Annotated in this window: 16 protein-coding genes, 2 tRNA genes and 1 pseudogene; 8 read left to right on the top strand and 11 right to left on the bottom strand. The window is 49.5% G+C overall.

Annotation, left to right across the window (positions count from 1 at the left end):
* Window positions 1–9: 9 nt before the first annotated feature.
* From ACDC99_RS00615 to ACDC99_RS00605, 3 genes are all read right to left on the bottom strand, one after another.
* On the bottom strand, window positions 10–144 hold the full coding sequence (locus ACDC99_RS00615) for a hypothetical protein (protein WP_370755343.1): 135 nt from the start codon (window positions 142–144) through the stop codon (window positions 10–12).
* 85 nt (window positions 145–229) lie between these two features.
* Window positions 230–988, bottom strand: coding sequence for a DUF4846 domain-containing protein (locus ACDC99_RS00610; protein ID WP_370755341.1), 759 nt, complete (start codon window positions 986–988; stop codon window positions 230–232).
* A 181-nt stretch (window positions 989–1,169) separates the two neighbouring features.
* Window positions 1,170–1,254 (bottom strand) — tRNA-Ser (locus ACDC99_RS00605).
* 119 nt (window positions 1,255–1,373) lie between these two features.
* Between ACDC99_RS00605 and ACDC99_RS00600 the strand changes: the two genes are divergently transcribed.
* Window positions 1,374–3,929, top strand: a complete 2,556-nt coding sequence (locus tag ACDC99_RS00600) for an endonuclease MutS2 (protein ID WP_022317172.1) — start codon at window positions 1,374–1,376, stop codon at window positions 3,927–3,929.
* Between the two features lie 188 nt (window positions 3,930–4,117).
* Here the strand turns inward: ACDC99_RS00600 and ACDC99_RS00595 are convergent, their stop codons facing one another.
* Together ACDC99_RS00595 and ACDC99_RS00590 are read right to left on the bottom strand one after the other, a co-directional pair.
* Window positions 4,118–5,254 carry a CobW family GTP-binding protein gene (locus ACDC99_RS00595; protein WP_042519236.1) on the bottom strand — a complete coding sequence of 379 codons (1,137 nt, stop codon included), beginning with the start codon at window positions 5,252–5,254 and terminating at the stop codon, window positions 4,118–4,120.
* An 82-nt stretch (window positions 5,255–5,336) separates the two neighbouring features.
* A tRNA-Gln gene (locus ACDC99_RS00590) sits at window positions 5,337–5,407 on the bottom strand.
* Between the two features lie 279 nt (window positions 5,408–5,686).
* Between ACDC99_RS00590 and rsfS the strand changes: the two genes are divergently transcribed.
* The 3 genes from rsfS to ACDC99_RS00575 all read left to right on the top strand — a co-directional run bounded on the left by rsfS (window position 5,687) and on the right by ACDC99_RS00575 (window position 9,090).
* Complete coding sequence (rsfS, locus tag ACDC99_RS00585; protein ID WP_022317174.1) at window positions 5,687–6,052, top strand: ribosome silencing factor; 366 nt, start codon at window positions 5,687–5,689, stop codon at window positions 6,050–6,052.
* A gap of 96 nt (window positions 6,053–6,148) precedes the next feature.
* The gene (gene ftsH / locus ACDC99_RS00580) at window positions 6,149–8,200 is read left to right on the top strand and encodes an ATP-dependent zinc metalloprotease FtsH (RefSeq protein ID WP_370755338.1); all 2,052 of its coding nucleotides are present in this window, start codon (window positions 6,149–6,151) and stop codon (window positions 8,198–8,200) included.
* 5 nt (window positions 8,201–8,205) lie between these two features.
* On the top strand, window positions 8,206–9,090 hold the full coding sequence (locus ACDC99_RS00575; RefSeq protein ID WP_022317176.1) for a phosphatidate cytidylyltransferase: 885 nt from the start codon (window positions 8,206–8,208) through the stop codon (window positions 9,088–9,090).
* Window positions 9,091–9,212: 122 nt separating this feature from the next.
* Here ACDC99_RS00575 and ACDC99_RS00570 read toward each other — a convergent pair whose 3' ends face one another.
* The 5 genes and pseudogenes from ACDC99_RS00570 to ACDC99_RS00550 all read right to left on the bottom strand — a co-directional run bounded on the left by ACDC99_RS00570 (window position 9,213) and on the right by ACDC99_RS00550 (window position 15,839).
* A complete protein-coding gene (locus ACDC99_RS00570) occupies window positions 9,213–10,238 on the bottom strand; it encodes an IS110 family RNA-guided transposase (RefSeq protein WP_042517114.1) in 1,026 nt (341 codons plus the stop codon).
* A gap of 682 nt (window positions 10,239–10,920) precedes the next feature.
* Window positions 10,921–11,298, bottom strand: a complete 378-nt coding sequence (locus ACDC99_RS00565; RefSeq protein ID WP_370755336.1) for a hypothetical protein — start codon at window positions 11,296–11,298, stop codon at window positions 10,921–10,923.
* Between the two features lie 205 nt (window positions 11,299–11,503).
* A pseudogene (locus ACDC99_RS00560) lies at window positions 11,504–12,413 on the bottom strand (Fic family protein).
* 36 nt (window positions 12,414–12,449) lie between these two features.
* Entirely contained in the window at window positions 12,450–15,062 is a 2,613-nt protein-coding gene (locus ACDC99_RS00555; protein ID WP_370756890.1) for a transglutaminase-like domain-containing protein, read from the bottom strand.
* A 144-nt stretch (window positions 15,063–15,206) separates the two neighbouring features.
* Window positions 15,207–15,839 (bottom strand): HD family phosphohydrolase, encoded by a 633-nt coding sequence (locus tag ACDC99_RS00550; protein WP_044065960.1) that lies wholly within the window; start codon window positions 15,837–15,839, stop codon window positions 15,207–15,209.
* 560 nt (window positions 15,840–16,399) lie between these two features.
* On the opposite strand from ACDC99_RS00550, the gene ACDC99_RS00545 reads away from it, so the two are divergent.
* The 3 genes from ACDC99_RS00545 to ACDC99_RS00535 all read left to right on the top strand — a co-directional run bounded on the left by ACDC99_RS00545 (window position 16,400) and on the right by ACDC99_RS00535 (window position 21,625).
* Complete coding sequence (locus ACDC99_RS00545) at window positions 16,400–17,812, top strand: glycoside hydrolase family 28 protein (protein ID WP_370755334.1); 1,413 nt, start codon at window positions 16,400–16,402, stop codon at window positions 17,810–17,812.
* Window positions 17,813–18,966: 1,154 nt separating this feature from the next.
* Window positions 18,967–20,325, top strand: coding sequence for an NAD(P)-dependent oxidoreductase (locus ACDC99_RS00540; RefSeq protein ID WP_022315811.1), 1,359 nt, complete (start codon window positions 18,967–18,969; stop codon window positions 20,323–20,325).
* A 46-nt stretch (window positions 20,326–20,371) separates the two neighbouring features.
* On the top strand, window positions 20,372–21,625 hold the full coding sequence (locus tag ACDC99_RS00535) for a pectate lyase family protein (protein ID WP_044065956.1): 1,254 nt from the start codon (window positions 20,372–20,374) through the stop codon (window positions 21,623–21,625).
* A 125-nt stretch (window positions 21,626–21,750) separates the two neighbouring features.
* Here the strand turns inward: ACDC99_RS00535 and recA are convergent, their stop codons facing one another.
* Window positions 21,751–22,776: a recombinase RecA gene (recA, locus tag ACDC99_RS00530; RefSeq protein WP_022315813.1), complete on the bottom strand. Its 1,026-nt coding sequence runs from the start codon at window positions 22,774–22,776 to the stop codon at window positions 21,751–21,753.
* Window positions 22,777–23,085: 309 nt separating this feature from the next.
* Between recA and ACDC99_RS00525 the strand changes: the two genes are divergently transcribed.
* Window positions 23,086–24,774 carry a transposase gene (locus ACDC99_RS00525; RefSeq protein WP_042517040.1) on the top strand — a complete coding sequence of 563 codons (1,689 nt, stop codon included), beginning with the start codon at window positions 23,086–23,088 and terminating at the stop codon, window positions 24,772–24,774.
* Window positions 24,775–24,782: the final 8 nt, after the last annotated feature.

Here is a 24,782-nt window from a genome sequence, read left to right as displayed (position 1 = left end):
GTAGTGCAACTAGAACGTCATCGTCACCGACTCTCCGTTGAAGAGATGCACGTCACAGTAGTTGCCAGAAGCTTCTATATAGGCAATGTCGTCCGTTGGCACCCTAAACAGTCCAACGGATGTGATAATTTTAAGTCTTTCCATTTAATCCTTACAAATTGTACATGGTTATTACTTCAAAAGGTCATATAATAAATACGCCAAAAAACGAATAATATTATATTGTTTGTCAATAATGTCTCAATTCATTCCTTCCAAAATGGAATATTGAAACAAATAGCATACTCTCATCGCCGTCAAAAAAGAACCAAGGATTAGATATAGGGTTAGGATTTCTCACGATATGCAATTCGCGTGCAGGTGTATTGCCTTCAGCACACATAATGGCTACTTTTTTGCCGTTGCGAGCCACATCAATCACTATCAGAGCATGTCCCATTCCTTTCAACTTGCGAGCTGGATAGACGAGCACATCGCCGGGTTGCACATCACTTATCTTTCTTGGTTCCGTCTCACGGCTCACAGAAAAAGTGCTGCACACTCCGTAGGCTTTTTTCAAGAATTTCTCCAGCGCTTTGCGCGAAGCCCCACCTTGATATTGAAGCGTATTGCCATTTACGTCCTGGAAACGTATCTCCGAGTAGCGTCCCTGACTGAACAGGTACTCAGCCCTCACTCTCATGGTCATATCAGCACACTGCTCCGAGTTGCTGAGCATCGGTATGTCGATTACGCCGGTTGAGAGAAACTGAAACCGCGCATCACCACCCGTATAGAGCTGCACCTTGCTTCCACGTTTCTTCAGCGGCAAACTGCGCATAAACTCTGCATAACTGCCGTCTACACGGGCATATCCAACAGGAGCTGAAATGTCTCCAATCGTCGCAGCATTCCATGGGTTGCTTGTGCGAGAACACCACCATACGACACCAGCCAAAATCATACCGGCCAAAACTAACATTCCAATAACTACTAATACTTTCTTCATTGCTTTTTTATACAAAATTAGGTCATGTATATGCTATAAGCAAATCGTTGCAGATGGTTTGTATGAAATGATATAGAAAATGTATAAAACTACACTATTGATCGTAAATGTAATTTTTGAAGGGCACGCCAGGGTTATAATAAAGAAAAGTCCCGTAAATCTTGCGATTTACAGGACTTTGCGGAGAGAGAGGGATTCGAACCCCCGGTACCTCTCAGTACGCCGGTTTTCAAGACCGGTGCATTCGACCACTCTGCCATCTCTCCCTACTTGAAGAACTTGCTTAGTGTCTTAAAGCGAGTGCAAAGGTATGGAATTATATTTATATCTGCAAATTTTATCGCAGCTTTTTTCATAAAAAAGATGTTTTTGCTAATTTTGCACCATGATTTACCCAAAAACATTCGAAGACAAGATCGGATTCAACGAGATAAGGACTCTGCTGCGAGAACGCTGTCTGAGCTCTCTCGGCAAAGAAGAAGTGGACAAGATTACCTTCATGGACAACGTGAAGGCGATAAACACCCAGCTGTCGAGAGTCAGGGAGTTTCGCCGGCTACAGGAGGAAGAGGAGAATTTCCCTCTCAACTACTTCTTCGACGTGAGACAGTCGGTGGCACGCCTCCGACTGGAAGGCACTCACATGGAGGAGGACGAACTGTTCGACCTGCGCCGGTCGCTGGGAACGGTGAACGACATCGTGACGTATCTGAACCGCACGGACGAAGACGCTGCCGTTGCGGCAACGGATGACGGATGGCGCAAAGACCCCGTATACCCCTACCCTGCCCTTCACGAGCTTGCCGAAGGCGTGGTGACGTTTCCGCAGATTCTGCAGCGTATAGACCAGATATTGGATAAATTCGGAAAGATACGCGATACGGCATCGCCGGAACTGCTCAACATCCGCAGGGAGCTGGCAAAGGTGGAGGGCAGCATCTCGCGTACATTATATAGCATACTGAGATCGGCACAGAGCGAAGGTCTGATAGAGAAGGATGTCACGCCAGCAATGCGCGACGGCCGTCTGGTAATACCTGTAGTACCCACGATGAAGCGCAAGATAAAGGGTATCGTGCACGACGAGTCGGCCTCAGGAAAGACTCTCTTCATAGAGCCTACCGAAGTGGTAGAGGCAAACAACCGCGTCCGCGAACTCGAAGCCGAAGAGCGCCGCGAGGTGATACGCATCCTGACGGAGATGGCAAAGGTGATACGTCCGCATGTGCCTCAGATTCTCGACTCCTACAAGCTGCTGGCTCAGGTCGACATGCTGCGGGCCAAGACGGAGCTCGCCAAACTGATTGGCGGCATAGAACCGGAGGTGGGCAAATATCCGCATATCGACTGGATAGGAGCCACACACCCGCTGCTTCGTCTCTCGCTGCAGAAGCAGGGCAAGAAGGTGGTGCCGCTGGAAATCACGCTGACACGCAACAAGAGAATGCTGATAATCTCCGGACCTAACGCCGGCGGAAAGTCAGTATGTCTGAAGACCGTAGGACTGGTGCAGTATATGCTGCAATGCGGACTGTCGGTACCGATGAGCGAGCGTTCACAAACGGGAATATTCCAGAACATCCTCATAGACATCGGTGACGAACAGAGCATCGAGGACGACCTGAGTACGTATTCGAGCCATCTTACGAACATGAAGAACATGATGAAGAGCGCCAACGACCGCACCCTGATTCTCATCGACGAGTTCGGAACCGGTACTGAACCGCAGATCGGCGGTGCCATAGCAGAAGCGGTGCTCAAGCAGTTTTGCATAAAGAGAGCCTATGGCGTCATCACCACCCACTATCAGAACCTGAAGCATTTCGCCGACAGCCACGAGGGTGTGGTCAATGGCGCGATGCTCTACGACCGCCATCAGATGCAGGCTCTGTTCCAGCTGCAGATAGGTCAGCCGGGAAGTTCGTTCGCCATTGAGATAGCCCGCAAGATAGGACTGCCCGAACAGGTGATTCACGACGCCAGCGAGATAGTAGGCTCCGACTACATACAGAGCGACAAATATCTGCAAGACATCGTGCGCGACAAGCGCTACTGGGAGAGCAAACGCCAGACCATCCATCAGCGCGAGAAGCAGATGGAGCAGACGATAGCTAAATACGAGTCTGAAATCAGCGATCTGGCAAAGAGCCGCAAGGAGGTGCTCGCCAAAGCCAAGGAAAGGGCCGAGGAACTGTTCAAGGAGAGCAACAAGAAAATCGAGAACGTCATCCGCGAAATCCGTGAGAAGCAGGCTGAGAAGGAAGAGACAAAGAAGCTTCGCGACAGTCTGAGAGACTTCAAGGAGGGCATCTCCGATATGGACAAGCAGGCAGAAGACGACAAGATAGCGCGCAAGATGGCGCAGATTCTCAGAAGGAAGGAAAACAAGAAGAACCGCAAGAAGGGCGACCCGTCATCTTCAGGACAGGACAAAGACAACACGTCTGCCGCCACCACCCTGTCCACCGTCAGCGCTCCGCTGAAGGAAGGCGACACTGTGAGGATAAAGGGCACCACATCCGTGGGCAAGATAGAGAGCATACAGGGCAAGAACGCCACCGTGATATTCGGCGACCTGCGATCCACCACCTCTCTGAAGAAGCTGGAACACGCCACGGCTCCCAAGCGCGAAGAACCGCGCCCGTTCATGACCGTAGGCAGACAGACCCGCGAGACTATCGACGAAAAGAAGCTCAACTTCAAGCAAGACCTCGACGTGCGCGGCATGCGAGGCGACGAAGCCCTCAATGCCGTGATGTATTTCATCGACGATGCCACCCTCGTCGGCATGTCGAGAGTACGCATCCTCCACGGCACCGGAACGGGAATCCTGCGCCAGCTTATCCGCCAGTATCTCGCCACCGTACCTGCCGTTACATCATACAAAGACGAGCATGTGCAGTTTGGAGGTGCCGGAATAACGGTAGTAGACCTCGGTTAAGTCAACAAGACGCACTAATCTTTATATAGTACTTGAAAGGAGTTCGGCAATCTTTCAAATACCGATCAGCAACAAACCCATCCTGGCCTTTCAATAATGAAGTCCAGGATGGGTTTGTTTTATACCAAATCGGTCATTAGAGACTGTTTGGATTTTGTCCTTTCATAAGAGTATTAGTAATCCCCTTTCTACACCAGACACTTGTCCAATTCTTTTTCTATCTCCTCGCGGTCCATATTCTGTCCGATGAACACGAGTTTCTGCATGCGGTCGCCATATTCTTCATCCCAGTCTTTCAACACGCCGGGATTGTTCTTGCTGAACTCGGCGAACTCATCCTCCGGCATCGACGCATACCACTGTCCGGCATTGGTCAGCGACACCTGGCTACCTGCCTGCTCAAAGAGATAACACTGGTCTTTCTCGCTCTCGAAATAGCATATTCCCTTGCAGCGAATCACGCTCTTCGGGAACTTGCGCGCAATGAACTGGTCGAACTCTGTCAAGGAGAACGGACGACGACGGCGATAAACAAAGGTGCCGATGCCGTATTCCAGTGCTTCGCCCTCCTCTTCGTTCTCCAGATCATCCTCGTCAGCCTCCACAGCCTCTATCCAGCGTGCCGACGTAGCCACCTTTTCGAAGTCGAACAGTCCGGTATTTATAATCTTCTTCAGGTCCACATCGCCATAGTCGCATGGTATGATCTCCGCCTTCGGCTGAATCTGGCGCAGTATCGCCTTCACATGTTCCAGTTCTTCGGCAGTCACCTCCGATGCCTTGTTGAGCAGTATGATATTACAGAACTCCACCTGCTGGATCACCAGACTCTCCAGGTCATCATCATCGATGTTCATCCTCGTCAGGTCGGTGCCCTCATTGAATTCATCGCGCAGTCGCAGGGCATCACACACCGTCACGATGGCGTCGAGCTTCGCCATGCCCTCCTTCGCCATCTCCGGATACATCCTCGGATATACGCTGATGGTCTGGGCGATTGGCGCCGGTTCGCAGATGCCGCTCGCCTCGATTACTATATAGTCGAAGCGGTGCTGCGCCACGATGTCGCTGATCTGCTGCACGAGGTCCATCTTCAGCGTGCAGCATATGCAGCCGTTCTGCAGAGCCACCAAACTGTCGTCTCCCTCGCCCACGATGCCTCCCTGCTGTATGAGGTCGGCGTCGATGTTCACCTCACCGATATCGTTCACTATCACTGCAAATTTCAAGCCCTCCTCATTGGCGAGTATTCTGTTGAGCAATGTAGTCTTTCCGCTTCCCAGATATCCGGTAAGCAGAAGCACAGGTGTTTCTTTCATATTCATAATCAATATATCATTAAATAATTAGAACGATCACATGCAACAACAAAAAAGACATCCCCTTGGTGAGGATGTCTCTCTGTTGTTGGGATACTCGGACTCGAACCAAGAATGACAGGACCAGAATCTGTAGTGTTACCATTACACCATATCCCAATGCTTTTGTTTTATCAATCGTTTGTTATTAACTTCCCGATTGCGAGTGCAAAGGTACTACTTTTTTTTTAACTACAAACAATTTCGGCAACTTTTTTATAAAAAAATCCAAAATAACACCATATTCTTGCTTAATTCGGATAAATCGGCTTACCTTTGTATGCTGTTGGCACATTATATATATATAAGACGAGCGGTATTTCGCATCAGAAAGCGGTGTCGCCGCATGGTGTCGACAAAAAATGAATTAGAAAACAAAAATAATCCTATTAAAATTTGATGGAAAAGAAGAACAAGCTTGTAGAGACAATCGTAAAAGGTATTCAAGAGAAGAAAGGTTCAAATATCGTAGTTGCCGACCTCAGAGGTATAGCTGGAACGATATGCGACTATTTCGTGATCTGCCAGGGCAACTCACCGACACAGATCGACGCTATCACCGACTCAGTGGAGGAGACGGCACGCATAGAGGCTGGAGAGAAGCCGGTAAAGATTGCCGGACTGACAAACGCGCAGTGGGTGGCAATGGACTATTCCGACGTGATGGTGCATATCTTCCTGCCTGAAGTGCGCGAATACTACAATCTGGAAGACCTCTGGGAGGATGCCAAGATAACGGTAGTTCCCGACATCGACGCAGACTGACAACAAGCAGGACAGAAGAGCGACGACGGGTGTCCGCATCAGGAAATGCCTCGCTGCTCTATATATTATATAAGGTGGAAATTCAATACTACTGACATGAATCCGAACAATAATTTCAGCAACAACAATAAAAACAACAACAAGATGCCCAAGTTCAACATGGGTTGGATTTACGGTCTCTGCATCATCGGACTGATAATTGCCTTCATCATGGGAGGCAACTCCACCGGTGGCAGCGCCGGCAAACAGCTGGCCTACTCCGACTTCCAGACTTATGTGGCTAAGGGCTATGCCGAGAGCATCGTCGTGAACAAAGACAACGGCAAGCTCAAGATGTTCGTAAAGCCGAACTACATCCGCACGGTGTTCAATTCCGGCACCAAACAGATGGGCCCCAACCCGTTCGTGGAGGTACAGTATGGCAGTGTGGACAAACTGGAGGGCTTTATTGATGCAGCCCGTGCGCAGGGCGTATTCAAGGGCGGACTGAGCTATGAGAGCGACCAGGGCAGCATACTGATGTATATCCTGCAGGCCGTAGGACCTATCATCCTCTTCTTTGCCATCTGGATATTCCTGATGCGCAGGATGGGTGGCGGCGGAGGTCCCGGCATCCTCGGTGTAGGCAAGAGCAAGGCGAAAGTATACGACAAGGAGAAAAACGAGAACCCTATAACCTTCAAGGACGTAGCCGGACAGGAAGGCGCCAAGCAGGAGGTACAGGAAATCGTAGACTTCCTGAAGAATCCTAAGAAATACACCGAACTGGGCGGCAAGATACCCACAGGCGCCCTCCTCATCGGTCCTCCGGGAACCGGTAAGACACTGCTTGCAAAGGCTGTGGCCGGCGAGGCCGGCGTACCGTTCTTCTCCATGAGCGGTTCCGACTTCGTGGAGATGTTCGTAGGTGTGGGCGCAAGCCGCGTCCGCGACCTCTTCCGCCAGGCCAAGGAGAAGGCTCCCTGCATCATATTCATCGACGAGATCGACGCCGTGGGACGTGCGCGCAGCCAGAACCCGTCGATGGGCAGCAACGACGAACGGGAGAGCACCCTCAACGCATTGCTCACCGAGATGGACGGTTTCGGCACCAACAGCGGAATCATAGTGCTGGCTGCCACAAACCGTGCTGACATGCTCGACAAGGCATTGCTCAGAGCCGGTCGTTTCGACAGGCAGATCAGCGTTGACCTGCCAGACCTGAACGAGCGCAAGGCGATATTCGAGGTGCATCTCCGTCCTATCAAGAGGGATGCCAGTGTGGATGTGGAGATGCTGGCACGCCAGACTCCGGGATTCTCGGGTGCCGACATTGCCAATGTCTGCAACGAGGCGGCTCTCATAGCAGCGCGCCACGGCAAGAAGAGCGTGGAGAAGCAGGACTTCCTCGACGCCGTAGACCGCATCATCGGCGGACTGGAGAAGAAGACCAAGGTGATGACCGCCTCTGAGAAACGCTCGATAGCCATCCACGAGGCAGGTCACGCCACGATATCATGGTTCACCGAACATGCCAACCCGCTGGTCAAGGTATCCATCGTGCCACGAGGCAGAGCTCTCGGCGCTGCATGGTATATGCCGGAGGAACGACAGATCACCACCAAGGAGGCAATGCTCGACGAAATCTGTTCGCTGCTCGGCGGACGTGCGGCAGAGGAGCTTTTCACCGGACACATCTCCACCGGTGCCATCAACGACCTGGAGCGTGTCACCAAGAGCATCTACGGTATGATTGCCTATGCCGGAATGGGCACCAACCTGCCTAACATCAGCTATTACAACAACAACGAATATAACTTCCAGAAGCCATACTCCGAGACCACGGCTAAGGCTATCGACGACGAGGCTATCAGAATGATCGCCGAACAGTATGACAGGGCCAAGGCTATCCTCACGGAACACAAGGAGGGCCACAACCAGCTCGCCCAGCTTCTCATAGAGCGCGAGGTGATCTTCGCCGAGGATGTGGAGAAGATATTCGGCAAACGTCAATGGGTGAGCCGTTCACAGGAGATTCTCGAAGAGACCAACAGCAAGGCGGAAAGCTCTCCTGCCACAGAGAACACCAAGAGTTCTGAGGAAACCAAAAACACGGATGACACCGGGAACTCCACCACCCCATCATCCACCGACGACCAAAACCAATAAGCATCATGACAGAAGAAAAGAAGAACAGCAAATTGAGCAATCTGATAGTACGCAGCATCACGGGTGTGTTTTTCGTCACCGCAGTAGTGGTGTGTTTCCTTGATGCGTTTGCAATGGAATTCCTGTTTGCCCTCGTCACCGGACTGTCGCTATGGGAATACACAGGACTGGTGAACGAAAAGGAGAACGTGCAGGTAAACCGTTTCATAAGCACCGTGGCGGGAGTGTATTTCTTCTTCGCCGTAGGAGGTTTCTGCAGCGGAATCGTCGACACGGGGGCCGTGTTCATCCCCTATCTCCTCACCATCGTGTATCTCTTCATCAGCGAACTATACACCGGCAACGACAACGCCATAGAGGACTGGGCCCACACCATGCTCGGACAGATGTATATCGCACTGCCTTTCTCCACCATCAATGTGCTGGCATTCAATGGAGCGGCAAACGGACAGACGGTATACAACTACATCGTGCCGCTCTGCGTATTCATCTTCCTCTGGACCAACGACACGGGGGCATACTGCAGCGGTTCGCTGTTCGGCAAACACAAACTCTTCCCGCGCATCTCTCCCGGAAAGACATGGGAGGGCTCCATCGGCGGAGCACTGCTCGTATTGGTGGCAGCTGCCGTGGTATACCATTTCTTCCCGCATATAGAGAGCGAACTGGGACTGTCGCTCATCCAGTGGATGGGTCTGGGTCTCGTCATCGTGGTGTTCGGCACATGGGGCGACCTCGTGGAATCGCTCTTCAAGCGCACCCTCGGCATCAAAGACAGCGGCAACATATTGCCTGGCCATGGTGGAATGCTCGACCGCTTCGACTCTTCGCTCATGGCGATGCCTGCCGCAGTGGTATATCTTTACACGCTGACACTGATAAGCGCATGACAATTCAACAAAATATTCAGAGAGGGTATGCCGAATCGGCATACCTTTTTTTTGAGAAGCCTTCGCTTAACCCAAATCGCTTTCTATGTTAATATCCAAATGTTTTGACCATTATTTTCAATTTATGCTGAGATTTTATATTCAGGGGTGAATGTTTGGCGATTTCTGACCATGGCTGTGACCAAATGTACAAGTTTGTTCTTGACATTGTTCAGTGCAACCTGCTTCTTCTTTCCTCGTTCTACGAGGCGCATGTAGTACCTCGCCATAATGGGATTGAAGTTGACGGCAGCTAGTGCCGCTTGCGTCAGCATGGCCTTTATCTGGCGGTTAGCCATATAATGTACATGCGGATCGGAATGCACACTGGTTCCCGAATCTTTGCCAAATGGAGCTAGGCCGTAATAGCAGGCAATCTTGCGTGAGTCGTAGTTGAAACGCCGGAAGTTGTCGGTGTACACCATCAGGCACACAGCGTTCTGCGTTCCTATGCCAGGCACCGAGGTCACGATGGTGAACACCTCGGTGAGTTCCTCGTCCGACTTGATGAGATCGGCAATGCGCTTATCTATCTTCTCTATCTCCTTATTGAGTTCAGAGACGATGTGCCGTCCGCTCTGCGAAATCATTGTCTTGACTGGCGACTTCTCCATAGTGAGTCGCTTTTCGCCTCTACGCACCTGGAAACTGCATCTGTGTCTTACGATCATCTGACGGTATAGGAACAGCTCACGCAGTTGTGTAAGCGACTCGCTAAGAGGCTCGTACATAACGGCTTTATCGTAATTCCTCATGGCGTATTCTGCAATCATCGAGGCGTCAGCACGGTCAGACTTCAATCGTCTAAGACCAGATGCGTCTTTGATGCTCTTTGCGTTCTCAAGCCACATGTCGTAGCCTTTACCGTAGAGGAAGTTGCACAGTCCCTTGCTGTAGTCGCCCGTGTTCTCGCCACAGAAGAGCCACAAGGACGAGTCGATACCGCAGGAATTCTGCTCAACCCACTTGACCAACTGCCTATAGCCAGACACGGTTGTCTTGAACTCGTTGAACACTCTAGCAGCGGTTTCTGCCAGTCCGTCTGCAAAAAGGATAGCCACATCAACTTTTTCTTTCGAAAAATCAACTCCGATAAATAAATTCTTCATAACTTTGTACGAGTTATATTGTGTAGAATTGGTCAATAGTTGTATGGACTAACACTCTAACAAGGCTCAGAGCCGATAACTTTCTATCTGGTCTTTGCAACTATGTCGATGAGGACCTAAACGATTTATAGCTTTACGGCTGGGTCATTAGCTGGTTTACCTCTTCGACAGACCGATTCTACCTTTTTACAACAAAGGTACGAAACTGTCTTTAGCAATCATAGTTTTACCTTGATTATTTTGGAGTTTATGCGACTTCGTCGCAATCTTCTGCAAACTTAGAGGTCATTAGGGCTTGCCTGGATTTTGTTCTTTTAGAAGAGTGGATTTTGTTTGGCTTTTAATGAGTAATAGCGAGCTATTACGAATTAAAAACAAGCAAAAGACGCCTTATAAAAAACAAAAGACTGCAAGCAGTAAATATAAAATACAATAAACGGCCTAATGACCGTTTGGGTTTAACCCATTGGCGGAATTAATATAATGCACAATTAATTCCGCCAATGGGCTTGTCATTGTTATACCTGGTGACGGTGAAAAGACGGCTTTGTCAGATGAATCAGCCAAATAATTACGCCGACAAGAATATATGTCTAAAATCCCCCACGGCGTGGGGAACAGTTCCCCCTAATGTGGGGTTTCATTCCCCACGCCAGGGGGAGAATTTTCAGTCTTGTATATTTCACCTAAAACGGTCATCAAACGGTTTGGAGTTTAATCGATTATATACCTCCAGTCCTTCACTGTGCCAATCGCAATGATTAACCGCTTTATATTTTTCAGATAACGCAGATACTGTTTCATCAAAGCTTGTATGGGTACTTGTATGGGTGTCATCCACATCACTATAACCAATCAGCATATAGCGGTTCTTCAGTTCATGATGTTCGCCCAACATCAAATTCCGGAAGAACTTTGCAAGGAATGACTTGTTGGGTTCTATACCTTTTGAAGGATTGCGGTAGTTGGTACGAACAAGGGCATTGCAGAAATACATTTCAATATATTGGTATGCCTTTTCAAAAACATCATTATCCTTGATGCTATACTTGATCCACAAAATCGAACGAAGTTTATTCTTGATTTATCGGCCTGTTTATATACGGCAGCAAACTTCTCTTGTTTTCCTTTGGAAGGGATTCCAAAAGGAAATATTTCAAAATCTCAATCATATCTTTGTATGTTGTTGGTTTAATTATCGCGCGACAAATTATTCATACTCTATAATATCAACTTGGTCACTCGTCAGTGACCAAGTTAAGTGACTAAGTCAATACCCGTTTGTACTTTTGGCTTCGGCTATTAGGTTTTTCAGGAATAGTCATAACCAAAAAACCACCCTCTATAAGAGGGTCAATATAGCGATGCTTAACATTGTATCTGTGTTTAAGGCCAAGATGCTCCATTATTTCAGTCATACTTCGAGGAGTAGAACAAAAATCAGTTACATCATTAAGCGTGTCATTCAACTTAGTCACTGACTTAGTCACGTTTTTTTCATCAGTGACCAAGTTAAGTGATAAGGAAGGCCTCACGACTACCTCAAAAGCTGTAATCTTGTCCACATTGAACTCTGGTTCAGGATTACCATTCTCTTGCAAGAGATTCTTTACACGTTGAATTCCACGATTGAACATGTTAACATACTTCAATCCACGCATAGCTTCTGCAACAATAGGATTACGATAATCATTTACCGTTGGGAAGTTCTCAGGACGAGCCTCGCCATACAGGCCTCCAGCATTAAGAATTTCAATCCGATCTTCATATTGATAAAGTCGTATTGGCATATTGGATTGGTAATCTCTATGCATATGTCCTACCACGATATCGTACAGGAGGGACCAATGATGGCGAAACTTCAGCCACAAGTAATTCTCCATCCTCATATTCAAATCTTTCAACCGACATAATAGGAAGGGGCAATATATTACCATTTGAACGTATGGCCGAAATCTTCTTTAGCAAATCATCATCAACCTTCAATCCAGATAAAGTTCCATTATCATATGCACCAATAATCAGATACCCATTCTTTTTAGAATTAGGTAAATCATTCGAGAAGGCACATATTGCTTCTTGGAACTTATCCATATCTCCCGTTGAAACAGTACGCTCAATTCTATATGTCTCAGTGCTTGTCAACAGCTCACGTACTTCTTCTTTTGATATCATGTTATTCCTATTATTGATTATTTATCAAACTTTTTATCACAGAGTTCTTATCACCTGCTCCATCTGTTCGCCGAGCGAGATGGTGTATCCCTGCTTGAGGAACACCACGCGGTTGAACGTGTCGGAGATGAAGAAGATTGGCGAGAGCGACTTGTTTGAGAGTTTCATGTTCTCGGATATTTCCTGACGCACGGCACCGCCGGCATCTATACCGAAGATGATGTTCTTGGGCAGACCGGGGAATTCCTTGGCATTGAACTTCTTTGCGGCAGCCTCATCCTCGAAGAGCAGCACGAGAGGTCTGCCCCACTTGTCGAATTCCGCCGCCACCTTGGCGATGTCTTTCAGCGCATGGTTGGTAGGCTCCTGTCCCACGCCGATCAGTCCGGTGATGAAATACCCTCTGCCCGTCTGCGAGAGGAATGTCACTTCCCTGCCGTCGAGCGTCTGGAACTTGGCTTCGGAATTGAACGACCCTATCACGGAGACGTCGGTCGGCGATGTGCGTATCTTCAGGTCCAGATCAGTGGTCTTGCCCTCCTCCACGGAGAAGAGCCTGGCCTCCGACTTCACGGCTCCGCTGGCGAGGCGCATACCCGTAACGAGCAGATACTGACCGGCATCGAGACTCACGCCATCCTTGAACGTGGAGCCCCAGGTGGTGCCTTCTTCCGGATATTCGAGCAGCGATGTGGTGCCGTTGGCATTGATGCGGCTGATGGTGAAATGACTGAAATACTTAGGGTCGTCAACGATGGCATTCTTCTCATAACGGAGCATCAGAGTGCCCTGTGGCGCCACCTGCTTCACCACCTTCTCGAAGTTCACGTCCGCCCACTTGCCTTCAGCCTTGTATTGCGTCTTGCCGGTAACGGGGTCTACACGTGCCTCGATGTCGAAGCTGCGCGCCATGTCCACGAAGAGGATGTTGCGCGAGCGCCTGTCGGTAATCTTATAATCGTATGCCCCCATCGGAGTCTGCGCTATCATCGGCGACTTCTTGTCGGGATTCATCCTGATGTTCTTCTTTATCCATTTCACGAGTTCCAGAGGATTCTTCTGGAATTTCCGCTTTTCCTTGTCGGAGAACATCGAGCGGAATTCCGCCTTGAACGTACGGGTCATCATCTCGTTCTCCACTCTTGGCGAGAGCTGTGTGCCGGCGGCATAGCTGTCGTCGAGGATAGTCATCCTGATGTCGCGCAGGTCTTTGTCGCTGAGCGTGGCGAGGAGGTCTGTCACCCTCTGCGTCTTCTCTGCCGACACGGCATTCTTGGTGATGAAATCGAGAATCACCTGATGGTTGCCGCTCGATTTCTCGAGGAATGTAGCCAGTCGCTGCAGTCCTTCGGCGCTGGCTCCCACCACCTTTCCCTTCAAGGCGTCGACAGCCCTCTCGTGTGTATAGAATGTGGCGAGATAGGCATGGCGCAGCGAGTCTTCGTATTCGAAGCGGCGGTTGTTCTCCGCCCTCTGCTCTGGCGAGACGAACGGCACGTTGGCTTTCTCTGGCGGTGGCACGATGTCGAACGAATCCGTCGCCTCGCTCTGTTCTCTCACCGCCACGTTATGGCTGAGACTGATGCGCAGCGCCTTGTCTGTGGCAAACGCCACTTTGGCGAAGCCATACTTGCCGTCTTTTGACGCCCACACCATCATGTCGCCCTTGCCTGCCGTGAGACTCGTATGACCGGCGGCGTCGGTGAATTTCGCCACTACCGGACAGTATTCGGCATAGTTGTAAATGCAGAAGTCCACACGGGCTCCGCTAACCGGCACACCGGTCTCGTCAACGATGGTGAAATCCACGTTTGCCGTCTCGCCATAGTTTCCGATGAGGTTTATCTCCGTGTTGCAGGGAGTGCGCAGGAACACCTCCTCCGGTCCGTCGTAATATCCGAACACTCTGGTGTGCATCAGCAAGGCCCTGGATGCAGGAGCGTTGAACCATCCGAGATCGAGCACCGGTTCCGGTTCGCAGGCTCCGAGGAAATACCATTTGCCGTCTGCCCATGCTTCCACCCATGCGTGGTTGTCGTCGGTATGTGCCCAGCGTGGCGTGTATACCTGTCGTGCCGGTATGCCCATCGCCCTGAGCGCTGCCACGAGCAGGGTGCTCTCCTCGCCGCATCTGCCATAGGCCGATCTCACGGTGGCGAGTGGTGAGGAGGTGCGTGGGTCGGAGGGTTGGTAGGTCACCTTCTCATGACACCAGTGGTTTATCTCCAATATAGCGTCCCGCATCGACAGTCCGGCGATGCGGTCTTTCAGTTCGTCGTAAAACACGCTGCGTGCGTCGTCGAGTTCCTCGTTGTTCACCCTGACCGGCAACACGAAGTGGCGGAACAGCAGTTCGGGCACATTCTTGCCCCATGCCATCTGCTGCCGTGCCTTGTTGCTCGCCCTCACATTGGCGAGATAATATTCGACGGTATGGTCGGTGATGTCGGCGAGCGGCATATAGGCATAGAGGAACTGCAATGCCTCGAGTTCTGCCTGAGTGGCCGAGAGTTTCGCCACATTGCAGAAATTGCCGCCAATAATGGCTTTGCGTTTCTGGAAATCCTCTTCCACCTTTTGCCGATAGGCTGCATCGGTGAGGAAATGCTGCTGTGTGTTCTCTTGAGCCATTGCCGTCTCAACCGCCATATTGTCGGAAGCTGAGACCATTGCCGGCATATTCGCTGCCGCCATACAGGCGAGGATAGCCGTGGTATATAGTGTATGTTTCATATTATCAGTGTTTTTTATCAACAGGTTAGTATTGGATTATTGCAGGAGAAGCAAGGGGGGTTACATGTCGTCGATTTCTTCTCCGGTGCGCTCCATCACGTTTGCCGCCATACCGTCGGCAGCGTGGATGATTGGCACGAGGGGATAGAGCTTCTGTGCGGTATCGAAGCTTCTCACGTCTTCAAAACTGTTCTGGTTGAGCCCCCAGGCTCCCATGTGCCAGCGTATGGCAAGCATCTCGTCGTCGTAGAGGTCGATGCCGCCGAGCAGTATCATCACGAGCGATTTCTCGCCGTGCCCCATAGGGAAATTCTTGTATGTCACCTTGTAGCCCTCGGTGTCTTCCCACTGTCCGAGTGCGTTCTTGCGCTTCTTCACCGAACGCTTGTAGATGTCGCTCTTGCAAACATCGTGCAGGAGCGAAGCGATGATTATACTTTCGCGTTTCACCTCGGTGGCGAGCGATGGCTCCAGAGTCTTCATCCCCTCCCAGATGGCGAGCGCCGCCTTGCAGGTGTTGAGAGAATGTCTGACAAGACCTCCCTCCACATTGAGATGATGGCCGGCGGATGCCGGTGCGGTGAAGAAGCCTTGCTCTTCCAGGTTGTCTATCAGGTCTTCCACTCCCTCTCGCTCCGTGGAGCGAAGCAGCTGGAGGAACTCCTCCTTGCATTCTGAAATATCTATTTTCATATTTACTATTTTTATCGTGTTTTCTTTTCAAGACGCAAATATAGTCATAAATAACCTTTATCACACATTTTTACCTCAAGAAAATCAAACTGATGGAAGATTTGGGTAGGAGAAAAGGAGGTATACACATGGCGAGCCAAGAAGAAGGGCAAGATATACATGCGTGTTGAACCCAAAACGGCCATTAGGCCGTTATAAAATTAGTTAATGACTGCTTGCAGTCTTTTGCTTTTTATAAGGTGTCTTTTGCTCGTTTTTAATTCGCAATAGCTCGCTATTACTCATTAAAAGCCAAACAAAATCCACTCTTCTAAAAAAACAAAATCCAGGCAAGCCCTAACGACCGATTTGGGTTGAAAACTTGCGAAACTTCAATAATTTAAATTAAAATACTACAGGGGATTTGGGGTACATCCTTGTAATACGTACTTTTGTAGCACAAACGAATGGTTTTAGCCACAAGCAGTCATGAGATGACACACTAAAACGACATGATGACCGCTGGGGTTAATACGAATCAGGAAAGAGATTTTACTAACTAATCAAAGAAACAAAACGAAATGAAAAAGACTCTTATGGTTGTCGTGGCGATGCTGACAAGCCTCACCGCGGCGTTTGCCAACGATTATGGCAAATACTACCAGAACCTGCCGGTGAAGATGGAGCAGCCTGTGTTGGCAACCATCCCAGACTACAGCGTGAACCTGACGGATTTCGGAGCCGTGGGCGACGGACTGACGCTAAACACCGAAGCCTTTGAAAAGGCCATCAAGGATCTCGACAAAAAAGGCGGCGGACACCTTATCGTGCCGCAAGGAATATGGCTCACCGGACTTATCTCGCTGAAGGACAACATAGACCTTCATCTCGAGAAGAACGCCATAATTCTCGCCACACCAGACCGCACGCAGCATTTCAAGACCAAAGACGGAGTGAGAGACAAGAAATGCTCACCGCTCATCAGTGCCAGCAAGCGCAAGAACATCAGTATCACCGGAGAGGGAATCATCGACGGCAACGGTGCCGTATGGCGCCCGGTGAAGCGTTCGAAGGTGAGCGATGTGGAATGGAAGCAGTATAACGAGATGGGCGGCACACAGACCGACGGCGGCAAACTGTGGTTTCCGTTCAACCTGAAGCATTTCGGCAACATCGCCGACACACCACAGGCACAGGAGAGCTTGAGAACACACCTCATAAGACTGACAGACTGCGACAGAGTGCTGGTGAGCGGAGTGACGATACAGAATTCGCCAAAGTTCCACCTCATCCCTACCCGATGCACAAACGTGGTGGTGGACGGAGTGACCATCCGCTGCCCATGGAACGCACAGAACGGTGACGCCCTCGACATCAGCTGCTGCAAGAACGTATTGATAGTGAACAACACCATCGATGCCGGCGACGACGGTATCTGCATGAAGGGTGGAGCAGGAAAGAAGGCTGCTCCCGACGGACCATGCGAGAACATTCTGATAGAGAACAACACGGTATATCATGCACACGGAGGATTCGTGATAGGATCGGAATTCTCAAACGGCATGAAGAACATCGTGGTGCGCAAGAACCGCTTCTCAGGCACCGATACCGGACTGCGCTTCAAGAGCGGCATCGGCAGAGGCGGAAAGACGGAGAACATCTACGTGAGCGACATCGTGATGACTGACATCAAGGGCGAGGCGATAATCTTTGAATGCACTTATGCCGACAAGAAATACAGCGTGAAAGAGGACAACGGCAAGGTCACTGTTCCACAAAACGCAGAATTCGTGCCGGAATGGAGCGACATACATATCAGCAACGTGGTGTGCCGCGGTTGCGAAACTGCCGTCAGCGCCCACGGACTGCCTGGCTACAGCTGTCTGAAAGGCATAACAATAGACAACTCCACATTCTTCTACAACAAGAAGGACAAGGACATAGAAGCCGGCGCCGACGTGAAACTGACGAACTGCAAGTTCGCCACATTCTGAACAACGACAACAAACTGATTTGAGATAAAAAGACTCCCGCAGCCGTTGAGGTGTGGGAGCTTATTTATGTTGGTATACGAGAGCAATATTATCATTTTTTTACTTCCCCTCCCCTTCCTTCCACTCCAGGAGCAGAGCAATTCCTACACTTTTCCAAGGTAAAAACGCCTCTTTTCCTACACTTTTCCAAAGTAAAACCATACATTTTTCAACACTTTTCCAAAAATTCTTTGCGTGGAAAGATTGAATGCATTAGCGATAGTACCGCCATAACTATATAAAAAAGGACAGTTATGGCGGTGTTATCGTTTATAAGTCCGCCATAACTATGTTAAAAAAGGTAGTTATGGCGGTGTTATCATTACATAATTCATCACTTTGTTATCTTTGCAGCGGTAAGGTTCGGTATGTTACAACATGAACTTACGGGACAGTCATCTGGCATCTTTTCTGCCCACCAGGGGCAAGCACGTTACTCATTAGGGGCAAGCAGCGTGCCCCACTTGGGCAAGCACCGTGCCCAATTATAGTATTTTTGTTCTCCTCGCCAAAGATTGTGATTTGACTGTTTGACTTTTTGCGAAACAAATGGCAAACCAGAGAAGTGTCTGACCTTATATAGCTTGCAAAAGCAATACCGGACAGTATCAAAAAACATATAAATTCATTCCATCAAGGCATCCCGATGATACTTCTATGATACTTCAATGATACTTTTCTGTAAAACAATCAGAAAAGTATCATTAACGTAATTCATTGACAGCATGCACTATAATACCTAAAGTGAAACACAAAATGATACAATGACACTTTATTAGATAATATAACGATATATTATGTTAGGATGTAATTATCTCTTGCCACCGACCAGAAAAATCAGCTGTCCCGATTTTTATTGTTATAAATGAAATCATTACATAATCCATATAAAATGCATCGCTTTGAGAAATAAGCGTTATCTTTGCATAAGATAAGCTGCACCTCAGCATAAGAAATAAATACATTTTTTTCATTATGCATTCGCCTTGCGTTATCTTTGCATAAGATAAGCTGCACCTCAGCATAAGAAATAAATACATTTTTTTCATTATGCATTCGCCTTGCGTTATCTTTGCATAAGATAAGCTGCGGCTCAAAAGAATTTTAAAAAAAAGATGGAACAGGAAAATAAATTATTCCAGGAAGTGAATGAAGGCTACACCATGCATGACGCCATAGAAGAGGCAAAGCGCTGTCTGAACTGCAAGGTGCCACAATGCAAAAAGGGATGCCCAATAAGTCACGACATACCAAACTGGATTCATGAACTGTCGATGGGTAACCTCGGCAACGCCATGGACATAATAAACAGCAAGAGTAACCTGCCTGCCGTATGCGGACGCGTGTGCCCCCACGAGAAACAATGCGAGGGACACTGCGTGCTCAACAAGAAGGGCAAGGGAATACGCGTGGGAAAACTGGAGAGATTCATCGCCGACTTCGACGGAGACATGGGACTCATCAGAGAGAAACTGCTGCCCAAGACTCGTGGAAAGGTGGCGGTAATCGGTTCGGGACCTGCCGGACTGACTATCGCCGGCGACCTGGCGAGACAGGGATTCAACGTGGAGATATTCGAGATGGAGCAGGAACCGGGAGGAGTGCTGATGTTCGGAATTCCGGAATACAGACTGCCGAAGGATATCGTGCGCCGGGAAATAAAGAAGACTGAAGAACTCGGAGTGGTGTTCCACTGCAATACTACCGTAGGAAAAGACGGTCTCAACGTGGACAAACTGTTCGAGATGGGATTCGACGCCATATTCATGGGAACAGGAACGGGCAAGCCCAAGAAACTGGATATACCTGGATGCAACCTTGAGGGTGTGCGCCAGGCGATATGGTTCCTGCGCCGCGTGAGCCTCTACAACGAGGGCAACCTGAGCCGCGACGAAGTGGTGGTGAAGGAAGGCAACAAGGTGTTCGTGATCGGATGTGGAAACACGGCGATGGATGCCGCCAGAACTGCCGTGCGCATGGGAGCAAGCGACGTGCAGGTGGTTTACCACCGCACCATAAACGACATGAGCGCCCTGAGGTCGGAATACGACGAGGCCGTGGAAGAGGGTGTGAAGTTCAACTGGGATTCGAGCATCGTGGAAATTCACGACGACAACGGCACACTGAACGAGGTGGTGATAGAGACCAAGGCCGGCGAGCGCCGCACAGAGAAGGCAGACCTCGTGATAATGGCAGTGGGATCGGCACCGGCAAGCCGCATCGTGTCAACGACGACCGGCATCGACGTGGACGACCGCGGATATGTGCTCACACGAGAGAAGCCATACGGAATGACGACACGCAAGGGCGTGTTTGCCGGCGGCGACGTGGTGAACCGTCCGTCTACCGTAGTGCTCGCCATGCACGACGCCAAACAGGTGGCAGAAGGCATAGCGCAGTATGTAGACGCCATAAAGCTGCTTGAAGCCATCAACATGGATGATGAGCTGAAGAAGACCGGCGACAACAAATAAAGACAAACGACAAAACAAACTATCAATAAAACAAAACTGCAAAAAGATGAACAAATCCATTATCTCACGCTTCCTTATTGCCACGATGATGACAATGGGCACTGTCTCGGCAAATGCCGATTGGACAGACAACATGTCGGCTTATGACCAGAATGCCCCATTGGGATGGGCTACAGTCGGCGGTAATGTCACCGGCGGAGAAGGCGGAACGAAAGTGACGGTGAGAACCAAGTCTGAACTGATGAACGCCCTGAAGGGTACCGACAAGAAGATTATATATGTAGAGGGCGAAATAGAGTTCTCCGGACTGAACAGCGTGAAAAGCGCACAGAACAAGACGGTCATCGGAATGAAAGGTTCGGCTCTCGTAAATCCCAAACATTCGTCGAAAGGGAGCGAGACGGGCATCCTGCAACTCTCATCATGCAAGAACATCATCTTGCGCAACCTCACCTTCAAGAGCGCCGGAGCCTACGACATCGACGGCAACGACAATCTCACCATTGCCGGTTCAACATATATCTGGGTGGACCACTGTGACTTCCAGGATGGTGTGGACGGCAACTTCGATTGTGTGAACGGTTCCGACAATATCTGCGTCACATGGTGTCGCTTCCGCTATTTCATTGAGCCATGGGCAGGAGGCAGCGGCGGTGCAGACGACCACCGCAACTGTGACCTCTGGGGAAACAGCGACAGCCGCTCTGAAGACAACGGACACCTGCGCACCACATTCGCCAACTGCTGGTGGGACGAGGGATGCTCGGAGCGCATGCCGAGAGTGAGATACGGACAGGTGCACATACAGAACTGCCTCTACTCAAGCTCCAATGCCCACTACTGCATCGGCTACGGCTACAAGTCGAACCTCTATGTGGAGAACAACGCCTTCATAAGCACCGCCGCAAAAAAGACACCATGGAAGAACTACGCCACAAGCGGAAGCAAGAAGGACTACAACATCACCACAGTGGGAAACCTGAACGCAAATGACTTCCAGAGCAAATCTGGCAGTGCGGAATATTTCATCCCATCCGACCACTATACGCTGAAGGCATACGACAGCAGTCTGGTGCAGGAGGTGGTGGCAAACGAGGAGAATGGTGCCGGCGCCACTCTCGACATTACATCAATGACCGACGGCATTGATGCCGTGGAAACCACAAGCAGCGAACTGCCAACGAGCATCACATACTATAATATGAACGGTATGGAAATCAGCTCCCCCCAGCCCGGCATCAACATCGTGAAGATACAGTATGCCGACGGAAGGACGGTGAACAGGAAAATAAGGAAATAACGAACCAGATATTATCCAAGACAAAAAGACTGGAGATTATGCCATAATCAATTGACATAATCTCCAGTCTTTTTATACCCGGTCTCACCCCCAAACGGTCATCAGACCATTTTCAACCGTTGGGCTTATTCCTTCCTGTCGTTGAGTTTCTCCATGATCTGTGCCTCGAGTTCATCACACAGTTCAGGATTATCTCTGAGCAGAGCCTTGCTGGCATCGCGGCCCTGAGCCAGACGGCTGCCATTGTATGAGAACCAAGAGCCGCTCTTCTGTATGATGCCGTATTCCACACCGAGATCGAGAATCTCGCCGACCTTAGAGATGCCCTCACCAAACATTATCTCAAACTCAGCCTTGCGGAATGGAGGAGCCACCTTGTTCTTCACCACCTTCACACGGGTCATGTTTCCGATAACCTGGTCACCGTCCTTGATTGCCGTGACGCGACGGATGTCGAGGCGCACACTGGCATAGAACTTCAGGGCGTTACCACCGGTAGTAGTCTCAGGGTTGCCGAACATCACGCCGATCTTCTCTCTCAACTGGTTGATGAAAATACAGGTGGTGTTTGTCTTGCTGATGGTAGAGGTGAGCTTTCTGAGAGCCTGGCTCATCAGTCGTGCCTGCAGACCCACATTGTTGTCGCCCATATCGCCCTCTATCTCCTTCTTTGGAGTCAAGGCAGCCACGGAGTCAACCACGAGGATGTCGATTGCAGAAGAACGGATAAGCTGGTCGGCAATCTCAAGAGCCTGCTCGCCATTGTCCGGCTGCGAAATCCACAGGTTGTCGATGTCCACACCGAGTTTCTCGGCATAGAAGCGGTCGAAGGCATGCTCTGCGTCGATGAAAGCCGCAATGCCGCCGGCCTTCTGGCATTCGGCAATGGCATGGATGGCGAGGGTAGTCTTACCACTGCTTTCCGGACCGTAGATTTCGATTATTCGTCCTTTAGGATAACCGCCTACGCCAAGGGCTGCATTCAGAGCGATACTTCCCGTAGGTATAACCTCCACGTTCTCTATCTTCTCGTCGCCAAGCTTCATTATCGACCCCTTTCCGAAGTCTTTCTCTATCTTTGCCATGGCAGCCTGCAGGGCTTTCAACTTGCCCTCCTGTGCTGCCGCCATATTTTCGTCTGTCTTTGCCATTTTCTTATTTATATTTATAGTATTGCATATTTACGTCATGCAAATATAGTCATTAAATTTCTGTCTACACAAAAAGTGGTCATTAAAATGTGGCATTCCACAAAAAGTCACCGCCAGCAGACTTTTCCCCTTACACCCAAATGGGGCATTAGATCGTTTGGGGGGAGACTGTCCGAAAACTATAGCCACGTAGGTTAGATTCGTTACCAGTCGTGTGATTTTGTTTGTTTTGTTATAGTTGTTTAACTCAGAATCGTCTTTATTCTCAAGTATTTTTCGTACCTTTATAGTAAATTAAGACGATAAGATATGGCATACAAGAAAGGTTCTGACAGGCGACAGAGGGTTCTTTTCCCAGACTGCATTGACGAGTATGTGGAGGCTGACGCTCCCGTAAGACTCTTTGATGCATTCGTTGACCGTCTCAAGATGGATGAACTGGGATTTATCCGCAGTACACCCGCTGAGACCGGCACTCCTGGTTACAATCCTCGCGATCTGCTCAAGCTATACATCTACGGTTACTTCTATCAGGTTCGCTCCTCACGCAAGCTTGCCCGTGAGTGCAAGTGTAACGTTGAGGTTATGTGGCTGCTCGGCAAACTGTCTCCAGACTTCCGCACCATCTCTGATTTCCGCAAGGATAACAAGGAGGCTATCACCAAAGTATATAAGGAGTTCAATAAGTTTTGCATGGGACTGAAGCTCTTTTCCAAGTCGTACATCTCCATTGACGGCAGTAAGTTCAAGGCTGTAAATGCCAAGGACAATAATCTTACGTTGAGCAAGCTCGATGACCGAATCAAGCGTCTTGACGAACACATCTCCATCTACATGGAGGAGCTTGACGCTTACGACCATGAAGAAGGACGCAAACTCTCAAAGGATGAGATTCAGCGCAAACTTGATGTATGCAAGGAGCGCAAGGAACGCTACGAGGGCTACCGAAATCAGCTTGAGGAGAGTGGCGAAAGCCAGATTTCTCTTACCGATACCGATTCCCGACTGATGAAAGCCAACGAGGGTTTCTGTGTAGGCTACAACGTGCAGACTGCTGTTGATGCCGAGAGCCACATGATAGCTGGTTTTCAGGTAACCAACAACCCTACTGACCACGGTCAGATAACCAACGTTGCTTCTGAGATAAAGGCTGATTACGATGTGCCAGTTCTTGAAACCACTGCAGACAAAGGCTACGAGTGTCCTGAGGATCATGCTGACGCACTGGCAAATGGTATCATACCTAACGTCATCCAGCGTGATGGTGGATGTACGGAGCAAGTCCAATTTGACTACAACGAAGCAACCATAACCGATGAACAGAAGGCAAGCACAAAGCCGGAAGACCTGAAAGCATGCTTGGAGGCAGGCGTAATACCTGATGTTTACGAAGGAATCCTGACCGATGCACAGACTGCTGAGGTCAAGGAATTCGCTACCGATGTTGTTGACTCCGCAGTACTGAAGATGACTCCCGAGCAGATGCGTGCCAAGGCTCTTGAAGGATACTTTGTAAGGGATGCCGAACGTAATCTTGTCTATTGCCCGCAGGGTGAAATCCTCAGACAGAAGTCAATCAAACGAAACGGCATGATACGCTACTGCAACAAACTGGCATGCAAGAAATGCAAATGCAAGTGTACTGCCCAGAGGTTCAAGGAGGTCGACTTTAATAAGGATACATTGATAAAGGCTACCGAAGCTAAGCGCAAGCAACTCAAGGAAGAGAACAAGGACAAACCGAAACCTCCCAGAACGAAGGTAGTGAAGAAAGTCGTACGCTATGTCCTTCACCTTGACCAGAATAAAATGGACAATCGCAAATGTCTCTCCGAGCATCCTTTCGGAACCATGAAGCGAACTCTTGGACAATACTATTTCTTACTCAAAGGCTTTGCCAAAGTCAGTGCTGAGATGGGCCTCTTCTGCCTATCTTACAACCTTCGTCGTGCCATAAGTCTCAGAGGTGTGCTAGCCCTTGTTGCTGCACTCCGATAAATTTATTT

Source organism: Prevotella pectinovora (assembly GCF_041323955.1).
GTDB classification, from domain to species: domain Bacteria; phylum Bacteroidota; class Bacteroidia; order Bacteroidales; family Bacteroidaceae; genus Prevotella; species Prevotella pectinovora.
Note: the sequence above shows the minus strand (reverse complement) of the source record. Positions and strands in the feature narration are given on the sequence as shown.